We start from the raw sequence: 10,165 nt of genomic DNA on the forward strand, positions 1-10,165 counted from the left end.
CCAGCAGCCGCGCCACGCCCCGGTGCAGCGTCGGCCGCCCCAGCACCACGATCTGCTCCGGCCGGCAGTCGTCGCGGCCGAACGTCGCCGCCGCCAGCGGATGCACCGGCGTCTCGGGGGCGGGCGCGTTCGGTTCGGCGATGGTCGGCACCGCCGCCAGCCCCGGCAGGTCCGGAGCCCCGGACCCGGCGATGACCAGGGTCTTCTTCTTCACATTCAGCTTGACGACGCTCCGGTTCGCCGCAGTCGTCCCCGCCATGTGCAGCACCGACGTCCACGGCCCGTCGCCGCGCCCCTCGGGCAGCTCCGGCAGCCGTTCCTCGTCGGGCACCAACGGCTCGACCAGACGGACGTTGAGATGCACCGCACCGCCGCGCCCCGGCGCCGTCGCCGCCGCGACGATCCGGTCCACGCGGGCGCGCAACGCCGCCGCGCCGGACTCGGAGATCGGCGCCGTGCCATCCACGTCGACCTCGGAGACGCTGGCGTCGTCGAAAAGCCTGTCCTGGACGATGGTCTGATTCGCGCCCGTGCCCCGGTACGACGCCGGGCGATCCGCGGTCAGCGCCATCAGCGGCACACCCGAATACGTCGCCTCCACCATCGCGGGCAACAGGTTCGCCACCGCCGTCCCCGACGTCACCGCCACCGGCGTCACCGACCCCGTCGCCGCGGCCAGGCCGAGGGCGAGGAACGCGGCGGAACGCTCGTCGGCGCGGACGTGCAGGCGCAGGCGCCCGGCGCGTTCGGCTGACAGCAGCGCGCGGGCCAGCGGCGCCGACCGCGAACCCGGGCACACCACGGCCTCGCGGGTGCCGCACCGGATCAGCTCGTCGACGATGAGGCCCGCCACGATCTCCGAGGGGGCCGCAGGAGCCACCGAACGCGCCGCCGCACGCGCCTCCGCATTTTCCTCCGAGGGGGCCGCATTCCTGTCATTGCCGTTGCCGTCCATCACCCTGCCCAGGTTAGTGGAGCGCCGGCGGGGCCCGTCGCCGCCCCGAGCGCGCGGCTTGCACCACCTAACCCCGGACGCTTCCTCGTTTTCGTTGCACCAAAACCTCGAAGCGTCCGGGGTTAGGTGCACGATCGGCCGATGGCACCTCTCGAGAGGCCCGAGAGACTCACGAGGACGGAAGCGGACGGGGTCGCTACGCTGCGGACGGTGTATGGGGGTGCACGCACACAATCGCCCCCGGAGCATTGCGCCGGGGACGATTGGAGCACGGTCGGAGACAATCGGGGACGGGGGAACGGGCCGTGAATCGGCATGACCAAGCGAACGACGATGCGGGGATTTCGGCGAGGAGCGCTCGAACAAGAGACGTGCGCGCAAAGCTGAACCCACGCCAGATTTGGACGACGGCCCAGCTCAACGCCATCGGGCTCGACTACCGGTCCATCAATCGCGTCGTCGAGGAGCGATCGTTGCACCGGGTGGAGCGCGGCGTCTACGTCCAGACTCCCGCCGATGACCGCCTCCTCCTGCGTGCTCTCGCCCGCAACCGCCCGAGTCTGGTGTATTCCGACCCGACGGCCGCCCATCTGTACGGGTACGGCCCGAGGGAATGGCCGGCTCGGGGCCGGGTCGCCAAAGGCGCTTCAACGATGGGCAACGACCTGCTGACGCTGTCCGAAACGCGCGTCGAGGTGTTCCGCACCATCGGGGACCTCCGCGTGACGACGCCGGCCGCAACGGCCGCGGCCATGCCCGCGATGAGCGACGGTCAGATCATCGCTTTCCTCGCCCGCGAATACCGCGGCATCGGCGGCAATGACCTGCTGGCACACGTTCTGGCGGCGATGGGAAAAACCGACCGCCGCCGCATCGGGGCGCTGGCCCGGCGAGCCCCCACGGGAGCGGCGAGCAGTTACGAGCGGACGCTGCAGGAGGGCCTGGCGTCGCGCGGCATCGACGCTGAACTGAACCGGCGTATCGGGCCGTACACCTGGGACGCGGTCATCGCGGACGGCCGGACGGTGGTCGACATTGACAGTTGGGCGTTCCACGCGGCGCAGGGCGCGCACGCGTCGGACCGCACGTTCATCGTCGATCGGTGGAAGACCAACGACGCCTTCCGCCGCGGGTGGGCGCCGCTGCGGTACACGGATTCGTGCATCATGTTCGCGCTGAAGGCGGTGCTCGATCAGATCGCGGACACGGTTGCTTTTCGACGGGCCCACCGCCGCCTGCGCACCCCGAACGAGCTGAGGAGCGACGATCAACCCGTGTGGGACTGGCACCAGTCGTTGTGAGGCCCCGCCGGGATCAGGCGCCGGGATCAACCACAGAGATCAGCCGCCGAGAACCGCCACCGGGATAAGACGCCGAGACTAGCCCCCTAGAACCTCCAGCGCCGCGCCCAGGCGGCGGTGCCACCAGTCGCGGCGGTCGGCCGGTGCGGCGCATTCGTCCAGGACGGCGGCATCCGGCGTGACGGGTCCGACGGCGATGCGCCCGTCGACGATGGGTCGCTCGGCGACGTCCACGGCGAACAGGGACCCCGTCGCCAGGCCGGCGGCGTTCGGGCGGACGTGCATGCCGTCGTCGTCGGAAAGCGACGGCAACGCCGCAACCGCCCGCAGACCCGCGCCCATGCCGACCGCCGACTCCAGGGCCGACGAGACGGTGATCGGCACGCCGAAGCGGCCGATCTCCCCGGCGACGCGCAGCACCTCGCCGACGCCGCCCAACGGTGCGGCCTTGACCACCGCGACATCGCAGGCGCCGGCGCGCACCACCGCCAACGGATCGCCGGCCTTGCGGATCAGCTCGTCGGCGGCGACCCTCGCGAAGATCCCCGAGCGCTGCAGGGTCCCGCGGACGCGCGCGAGCTCGTCGACGGTGCGGCAAGGCTGTTCGACGTAATCCAGCGGGCCGCCGCGGGTCAAGGCGCCGACGGCGGCGATGGCCTCGTCCGGCGTCCACCCGCCGTTGGCGTCGACGCGCACGCGAGGGAGGATGTGCCGCTCGTCGAACCAGGCGCGGACGGCGTCGACGCGGGCGACGTCATCGGCCAGCGTCTGCCCCGCTTCGGCGACCTTGACCTTCACGGTCGTGCAACCGGGATAGCGTTCCAGCAGCTTTGCGACGATCTCCCCGTCCGCCGCCACATCCACCGCCGGAATGGTGGCGTTGACTTCCACGGAGTCGATCAGCGGTTCCGGCGGCGCGCCCCAGCCCATCTCCAACGTGCACCGCAGCCACCGGGAGGCCTCCTCCGCGCCGTACTCCGGGAAAGGCGACCACTCGACCCAGCCGCCGGGGGCGTCGAAAAGCATGACCTCGCGGACCTCCACGCCGCGGAAACGCGTGCGCAGCGGCAACGCGACCACGCGGGCGCGGTCGAGGAGGTCGGAGAGACCGGGCAGGGCGGGCGGGGCGGGCGGGGCGGACGAGCCGGGGGATTCGCTGGCATCGGGGCGGTGCATGGGCCCATCGTGCCATGCCCCGGCGCGTGGCCCGGGTCACCCGATAACCTGGGCCCATGACAGATTCAACCGCCAATCCGTTCCGCGCCGACCAGTGGCGCGCCGTGCCGGGGTTCGAGGACCTCACCGACATCACGTACCACCGCCACGCTGGCGAGGGCCGGGCCAACGGCATCGTCCGCATTGCCTTCGACCGCCCGGAGGTGCGCAACGCCTTCCGCCCGCACACGGTCGACGAGCTGTACCGTGCGCTAGACCACGCGCGCCGCACGCCGGACGTGGGCGTGGTGCTGCTGACCGGCAACGGTCCCTCCCCCAAGGATGGCGGCTGGGCGTTCTGCTCGGGCGGCGACCAGCGCATCCGCGGGCGTTCCGGCTACCAGTACGCCACGTCGCATGATTCCGACGTCGAGGGCGCCACCGCCGATTCCGTCGACGAGGCCCGCGTCAAGGTCGAGGGCGGCCGCCTGCACATCCTGGAGGTGCAGCGGCTGATCCGCACCATGCCGAAGGTGGTCATCGCGGTGGTCAACGGCTGGGCGGCCGGAGGCGGGCATTCGCTGCACGTGGTCGCCGACCTGACGCTGGCGTCGCGCGAACACGCCCGCTTCAAGCAGACCGACGCCGACGTGGGTTCCTTCGACGCGGGCTACGGGTCGGCGTACCTGGCCAAGCAGGTCGGCCAGAAGTTCGCGCGCGAGATCTTCTTCCTGGGCCGCCCGTACGACGCGGAGACGATGCAGCGCATGGGCGCGGTCAACGAGGTCGTCGACCACGCCGAGCTGGAGGACGTCGCCGTGGCATGGGGCCGCGCGATCAACGGCAAGTCGCCGACGGCGCAGCGGATGCTGAAGTTCGCGTTCAACCTCACCGACGATGGGCTGATGGGCCAGCAGGTCTTCGCCGGCGAGGCCACGCGACTGGCGTACATGACCGACGAGGCCGTCGAGGGCAAGAACGCTTTTCTGGAAAAGCGCGACCCTGATTGGGACGACTTCCCCTTCTACTACTGACGGGGCGGTGCCGGCGGGGCCCGGATCTCGGGGGGGGCGGGGCCGTTGTAGCGTGACGACGGCCCGCCAACCGGTGGGCGACCCACAAACGCGGAACCCGCCGCGGGCCACATGACATGGCCTGCGGCGGGTTCTTCGTTCCGCTCGGGGAAGGTGCGACTTACAGGAAGTCGATGCCCACGATGTCGATGAGCTCGGGCGAGCCGGGCACGATCGGCAGCTGCGGGATCAGCTGGCCGATGCCGCCGGGGGTAACCTCGGGCAGCTCGCCGGGCTCCGCGTCCGGGTTGGTCGCGACGGTCGCATCGACCCAGCCCTGCAGGCCCTCCAGCTTGGCGTGCATGTAGGTCGCGGAGATCTCGACCGGGTTGAACAGGGATCCGACGCCCACGGACAGGACGCCGGCGACCTTGCCATCGACGAACAGCGGTCCGCCGGAGTCGCCCTGCTGCAGCTGGGCGGGGCGGGTCGAGGTGGTCAGGTACGCCTGGCTCGGCTCGTACAGCGGATGCACGTCCTTGCCCTCGACGTTGATGGCGGTGCCAGGCAGGGTGCCGGTGGCGCCGGTGCCCAGGGTGGACCAGCCGTAGGCGGTGCCGGGCTGGCCGACGACGTCGCCGTAGTTGATCTCGGCGGGCGTGACGTCCATCGGCTCGGTGACGTGGATCAGCGCGACGTCGCCGTTGGCGTTGTCGGCCTCGTAGGCATTGGCGACGGCGTTGACCTGGTGGGAGCGCACGGACTCGGAGCCCAGGGCGCCCTCGCCGGTGGTGATCATTCCGGAGATGCGGCCCTGATCATCGGTGGCCAAACCTTCGATGCAGTGCTGGGCGGTGAGCACCCACTGCGCGGAAACGGCGGTGCCGGTGCACTCGGCGACGCCGCCCTCGGTGAGCATGTGCACGCGGACGACCGCGCCACGCTCGCTCTCCGGGCCCTCGTTCGTGCCGAAGATGAGGGCGTTGGCCGGAGCGGCGGCGACGCCGATGAGGGCGGCGGCCGCGATGACGGACGTGGTGACGCGACGGAGCATGCGTGATTCCTTCACTTGGTTGTTCATTGTCGCGGCCCGCCCCGAGGGGACGGACCGAAGCCATGCGACCCACGGGGCCACGTGTGGCGACTTCACCGAGCGTTGGCCGGCATCGTGGCGCCGTTGCGCCGACAACTTACCGACGTCCGTGGCGGATCCGTCGAAACTGTATCGAGCATATGGGCCCGCCCCCGAAAGCGAAAGAGGGGAGCGGCATTCACCCGGCAATTTACCCGGCGGCGGCGCTCACCGCGAATGGGGCGTGCACCTACCCTGACAATCGTGAACGCCCACGACACCGTTACGCATCGACTCGACCTGTTGCCCATGTGGCCGGGCCTCCGTGCCCTGGAAGCCGTCCCGACCTTGGCCCATGCACTCGACGGGAAAGTTTCGCTGCTGCCCGTGCCCGCCGATGACCCGGCCCGCACGGAGCTGCTGGCCCGCACCCAGCGCGCCGGCGATCCCATCGACGCCGACGTCGCCATCGTCGCCTGCACGTCCGGCTCTACAGGCACCCCCAAGGGGGCGATGCTCACGGCCGCGAACCTCCGTGCGTCCATCGACGCCACGCACTCCCGCCTCGGCGGCCCGGGTCAGTGGTTGCTGGCCACGCCGCCGTCGCACATCGCCGGGCTACAGGTGCTGCTGCGGACGCTGCGGGCCGGTGAGGTTCCCGTCGCCATGGAGCTTTCCGACGGCTTCCGCCCCTCCTCCTTGGCCGACGCCATCGGGGCGATGTCCGGGCGACGCCGCTACACCTCCATCGTTCCCTTGCAGTTGGGCCGCATCCTCGACGACGCGGGCGCCACCGCCGCGCTCGCATCGCTGGATGGAGTGTTGGTCGGCGGGCAGGCCACGTCCCCCGAACTGCTGCGCCGGGCCCGCGCGGCCGGGGTAACCGTGCTGACCAGCTACGGGTCCTCCGAGACGTCCGGCGGCATCGCCTACGACGGCATCCCCCTCGATGGCGCCCGGGTCACCGCCGAGGACGACTCCGGCCGCATCGTCATCTCCGGCCCCATGGTCTCCCGCGGGTACCGCAACGTCGATTCCCCGGATCTGCGGCCTCACCCCGGCCGACCTTTCTCCGAAGGCCCCGTCGGGATGTTCCGCACCTCCGACGCGGGCGGCGTCACGACGAATGACGCCGGAGAAACGGAGGTGGCCGTTTTCGGCAGGATCGACGACGTCATCATTTCCGGCGGCCTGAAGTTCCTGCCCGGCCCCATCGAAGACGCGCTGACCTCTTTGGACGGCGTGGCCGATGCCGCGGTCGTCGGCGTGCCCGACGCCGAGCTCGGCCGCGCCGTCGTCGCCGCGGTGACGCTCGCAGATGGAACCGGCGCCGGCACTGTTGATCCTCGTGCCGACGCAACGGCCGGCGATGCTGCCGCCGCCGACCACATCCGTGCCCGCCTCACTCCTCTCCTGGGGAAACACCAGGTGCCGAGGGCGGTGTTCGTCGTCAAGCAACTGCCCACCCTGCCCAGCGGAAAGCTGGACCGCACGGGACTGGCCGCGACCCTCGCGGCGCGATGGGGGATGATGTCCGAATGACCGCCCGCACCACCCCCCGCCCCGCAGACCGGCCCGCCACCTTCGCCGACTGGCTCGAAGGCGCCCGGCCCCACACGTGGGCCAACGCATTCGCCCCCGTCGTCGCGGGCGTCGGCGCCGCCGCCCACCACTCGGACGTGTTGTGGGGCCGCGCGGCGCTGGCGCTGGTGGTGGCGTGGGCGCTGATCGTCGGCGTGAACTTCGCCAACGACTACTCCGACGGAGTGCGCGGCACCGACGACGACCGCTCCGGGCCGCTGCGCCTGACCGGATCGGGCCTGGTGCCGCCGAAGATGGTCAAGGCCGCCGCGTTCGCCGCATTCGGCGTCGCGGGCGTGGCCGGGCTGGTGCTGGCCCTGCTCAGCGCGTGGTGGCTGGTGCTCGTCGGCGTGGCGTGCATCGCCGGGGCGTGGTTCTACACCGGCGGCGACAACCCCTACGGGTACCGCGGGCTCGGCGAGGTGGCCGTGTTCGTGTTCTTCGGGCTCGTCGCCGTGCTGGGCACCGAGTTCACCCAGTCCGGGCGGATCAGCTGGCCCGGCGTGGTCGCGGCGGTGGCCATCGGCGCGATCTCGGCGTCGGTGAACCTGGCCAACAACCTGCGCGACATCCCCTCCGACACCGAGGCCGGCAAGGTCACGCTGGCCGTGCGACTCGGCGACGCCGGCACCCGCAAGGCGTGGGTCGCGCTGGCCTGCATGCCGCTCATTGCATCGGTGGCGCTGGCCTTCGCCACCCCGTGGGCGCTCGCCGGCCTCGTCGCGGCGCCCCTGATCTTCATCGCCTCGCGCCCCGTCACCGGGAACGCGAAGGGCCCGGCCCTCATCCCCGTGCTGGGAATGGCGGGCCGGGCCATGCTGCTGTGGGCCGTGGTCACGGCCCTGGCGCTCGCGCTGGGCTAGGTGCGGGGGCTACTCCGCCTCGCGCTCCGCGAGCTGCTCGCGCACGTACTTCTTGTGCTCGCGGCGGTTGGTGTCCCACACCGCGACGCCCTCGTTGGCGCGGGTGCGCAGCGACGGGAACAGGAACACCGACGCCGGCATGGCCACGATCAGCGCCAGGACGGCGAGAATCGCCAGCGGGATCTGAATCTCGAACAGCACGATGATGCCGACGAGGACCGCGAAGACGGCCAGGAACAGCACCAGACGGGCCAGGCCGTACCAGAAGACGTCCTTGAAGGCGCGGTTGCGCTGTGCCCGGTGCGCGTTCTGGTCGGGAGCCGGCCCACGTCCGGCCGCCACGGCATCGGCGGCACCAGCGGTGCCCGGGGTCTGCTTCGCATTGTCACTCACACATGACACTCTACGTATCCTGGATTTACGTAGGAGGTGCCAGGTGGGCCGTTTGTTGATTCTGATCCTGATCGTCGTCGTGATCGTGCTGGTGTGGCGCGCTTTCGGCCCCGGCACGTGGGGCAAGGGCGCTGGTCGCAGCGGCATGGCCGGGCCGGGCGCGCTCGGTGGCGGCCGCAGCGGCATCGGCCGTGGGCCTCGGACGGACATGGGCCAGCCGCGCATCAAGGGGCCCGACGACGACGAGGACTTCCTGTGGCGCCTGGAAAAGCAGCGCTACGACGAACGGCGCGCCCGCGAGCGCGCCGCCGAAGCCGAGCGCGAACGGGCCCGGCACGACGAGGAGCGACGCCGCCGACGCACCGGTGGCGCTGACGGCACCGGCGGCACTGACGGCACTGGTGGCGCTGACGGCACCGGCGGCACCAACGGTCCCGAGGGCCCCGAGCACCCCGGGCCCACGGACGGCCCGCTCGACGGCAATTAGGCCGCCGCCTACACGTTCTTGCCGCGCTTGAGCAGCTGCAGCAGGTATTCGCCGTAGCCGGACTTCGCCAGGGCACGGCCACGCTGCTCGAGGTCATCGTCGGAAAGCCAGCCCATGCGCCACGCGACTTCCTCGGGGCAGCCGATCTTCAGCCCCTGCCGCTGCTCGATGGTGCGCACGAAATCGCCGGCGGCCATGAGCATGTCCACGGTGCCGGTGTCCAGCCACGCCGTGCCGCGCGGCAGGATCTCCACCTTCAACCGCCCCTGCTCGAGGTACGCGCGGTTGATGTCGGTGATCTCCAGCTCGCCGCGCGCCGACGGCTCCAGCCCCCGGGCGATGTCCACGACGTCGGCGTCGTAGAAGTACAGCCCCGGCACCGCGAAGTTCGACCGCGGGTTCTCCGGCTTTTCCTGCAGGCCGGTCGCCATCCCCTCGTCGTCGAAGTCGACGACGCCATACGCCGTCGGGTCCGCGACCCAATACGCGAAGATCGCCCCTCCCCCGGGCTCGCGGAATCGCCGCAGCTGCGTGCCCAGGCCGGCGCCGTAGAAGATGTTGTCGCCGAGCACCAGCGCCACCGGCTCATCGCCGATGTGGTCGGCGCCGATGATGAAAGCCTCCGCCAGGCCCCGCGGCTCGCTCTGCTCGGCGTACGTCAGGTTCACGCCGAAGTCCGACCCGTCGCCGAGCAGCCGCGTGAATTGCGGCGCGTCCTCGGGCGTCGTGATGATCAGAATGTCCCGCACCCCCGCCAGCATCAGCGTGCACAGCGGGTAGTAGATCATCGGCTTGTCGTACACCGGCACGAGCTGCTTGCTCACCGCCCGCGTGATCGGCCACAGCCGCGACCCGGTGCCGCCCGCCAGGATGATGCCCTTCATCGCCGCCTCACGCCTCCCCGACGTCCTCGTTGGCCATCGCCCACTCGTCGCGCAGCTCGTTTTCCATCGCGCGGCAGTCGTCCCAGTCCGGCAGCACGCCGCCGGAGGCCTCGAACTCCGCGATGGTGGGTGCCGCGGCGTCGCGGTCGGACAGGATCGGCTTTGCGACGCCCGCCAGCATCCCCTCGACGTCGATCCCCAGTTCCGGATCGAGGATGGACACCGCCCGCTCGATCTCCGGGTCGTATCCGGTGGAGGTCAAGTAGGTGAGCACCGAGTCGTCGTCAAGCGCCACGAAACCGTGCGCCACGCCCACCGGAAGGTGCACCACCCGCCGGGTGCCCGGCTCCAGCTCGACGGTGAGCACGCGGCCGAAGGTCGGCGACCCGCGGCGAATGTCGACGATGACGTCCACCACCCGGCCGGCCGCGCACGTGACCAGCTTCGCCTGCCCCGGCGGG

General features: G+C 71.2%; 11 protein-coding genes. 5 read left to right on the forward strand and 6 right to left on the reverse strand.

Translation table 11 applies throughout. From position 1 onward, the window contains the following. On the reverse strand, positions 1 to 955 hold a 955-nt coding region (locus GX015_RS04015), incomplete at its 3' end, for a thiamine pyrophosphate-binding protein (protein ID WP_291342972.1). 371 nt (positions 956 to 1,326) lie between these two features. Here GX015_RS04015 and GX015_RS04020 point away from each other — a divergent pair. Further along, a complete protein-coding gene (locus GX015_RS04020; RefSeq protein WP_291342974.1) occupies positions 1,327 to 2,256 on the forward strand; it encodes a hypothetical protein in 930 nt (309 codons plus the stop codon). A 78-nt stretch (positions 2,257 to 2,334) separates the two neighbouring features. Here the strand turns inward: GX015_RS04020 and GX015_RS04025 are convergent, their stop codons facing one another. After that, positions 2,335 to 3,432, reverse strand: a complete 1,098-nt coding sequence (locus GX015_RS04025) for an o-succinylbenzoate synthase (RefSeq protein ID WP_291342975.1) — start codon at positions 3,430 to 3,432, stop codon at positions 2,335 to 2,337. Positions 3,433 to 3,488: 56 nt separating this feature from the next. On the opposite strand from GX015_RS04025, the gene GX015_RS04030 reads away from it, so the two are divergent. Continuing rightward, the gene (locus tag GX015_RS04030) at positions 3,489 to 4,445 is read left to right on the forward strand and encodes a 1,4-dihydroxy-2-naphthoyl-CoA synthase (protein WP_102212137.1); all 957 of its coding nucleotides are present in this window, start codon (positions 3,489 to 3,491) and stop codon (positions 4,443 to 4,445) included. 160 nt (positions 4,446 to 4,605) lie between these two features. On the opposite strand, the gene GX015_RS04035 is transcribed toward GX015_RS04030, so the two are convergent. After that, the gene (locus tag GX015_RS04035) at positions 4,606 to 5,478 is read right to left on the reverse strand and encodes a S1 family peptidase (protein ID WP_196775417.1); all 873 of its coding nucleotides are present in this window, start codon (positions 5,476 to 5,478) and stop codon (positions 4,606 to 4,608) included. Positions 5,479 to 5,760: 282 nt separating this feature from the next. On the opposite strand from GX015_RS04035, the gene menE reads away from it, so the two are divergent. Beyond that, positions 5,761 to 7,038: an o-succinylbenzoate--CoA ligase gene (gene menE, locus GX015_RS04040; RefSeq protein ID WP_291342976.1), complete on the forward strand. Its 1,278-nt coding sequence runs from the start codon at positions 5,761 to 5,763 to the stop codon at positions 7,036 to 7,038. Continuing rightward, positions 7,035 to 7,940: a 1,4-dihydroxy-2-naphthoate polyprenyltransferase gene (locus GX015_RS04045; protein WP_291342978.1), complete on the forward strand. Its 906-nt coding sequence runs from the start codon at positions 7,035 to 7,037 to the stop codon at positions 7,938 to 7,940. The genes menE and GX015_RS04045 overlap by 4 nt, the downstream gene beginning before the upstream one ends. Positions 7,941 to 7,949: 9 nt before the next feature. Here the strand turns inward: GX015_RS04045 and GX015_RS04050 are convergent, their stop codons facing one another. Next, on the reverse strand, positions 7,950 to 8,333 hold the full coding sequence (locus tag GX015_RS04050; protein WP_291342980.1) for a DUF4229 domain-containing protein: 384 nt from the start codon (positions 8,331 to 8,333) through the stop codon (positions 7,950 to 7,952). A gap of 43 nt (positions 8,334 to 8,376) precedes the next feature. On the opposite strand from GX015_RS04050, the gene GX015_RS04055 reads away from it, so the two are divergent. Then, positions 8,377 to 8,820 (forward strand): hypothetical protein, encoded by a 444-nt coding sequence (locus GX015_RS04055; RefSeq protein WP_291342982.1) that lies wholly within the window; start codon positions 8,377 to 8,379, stop codon positions 8,818 to 8,820. An 8-nt stretch (positions 8,821 to 8,828) separates the two neighbouring features. On the opposite strand, the gene rfbA is transcribed toward GX015_RS04055, so the two are convergent. Both rfbA and rfbC read right to left on the reverse strand, forming a co-directional pair. Further along, positions 8,829 to 9,704, reverse strand: a complete 876-nt coding sequence (gene rfbA, locus GX015_RS04060) for a glucose-1-phosphate thymidylyltransferase RfbA (protein ID WP_291342984.1) — start codon at positions 9,702 to 9,704, stop codon at positions 8,829 to 8,831. A gap of 7 nt (positions 9,705 to 9,711) precedes the next feature. Next, positions 9,712 to 10,165 (reverse strand): dTDP-4-dehydrorhamnose 3,5-epimerase (gene rfbC, locus GX015_RS04065; protein WP_291342985.1); only part of this gene is annotated, 454 nt, incomplete at its 5' end.

The organism is Corynebacterium sp. (assembly GCF_012837295.1).
Lineage (GTDB): Bacteria > Actinomycetota > Actinomycetes > Mycobacteriales > Mycobacteriaceae > Corynebacterium.

Bases quoted from the DNA above. Each gene is read 5' to 3' on its own strand.
- GX015_RS04030 (WP_102212137.1), top strand. From the start codon at position 3,489: ATGACAGATTCAACCGCCAATCCGTTCCGCGCCGACCAGTGGCGCGCC.
- GX015_RS04045 (WP_291342978.1), top strand. From the start codon at position 7,035: ATGACCGCCCGCACCACCCCCCGCCCCGCAGACCGGCCCGCCACCTTC.
- GX015_RS04025 (WP_291342975.1), bottom strand. From the start codon at position 3,432: ATGCACCGCCCCGATGCCAGCGAATCCCCCGGCTCGTCCGCCCCGCCC.
- rfbA (WP_291342984.1), bottom strand. From the start codon at position 9,704: ATGAAGGGCATCATCCTGGCGGGCGGCACCGGGTCGCGGCTGTGGCCG.
- GX015_RS04035 (WP_196775417.1), bottom strand. From the start codon at position 5,478: ATGCTCCGTCGCGTCACCACGTCCGTCATCGCGGCCGCCGCCCTCATC.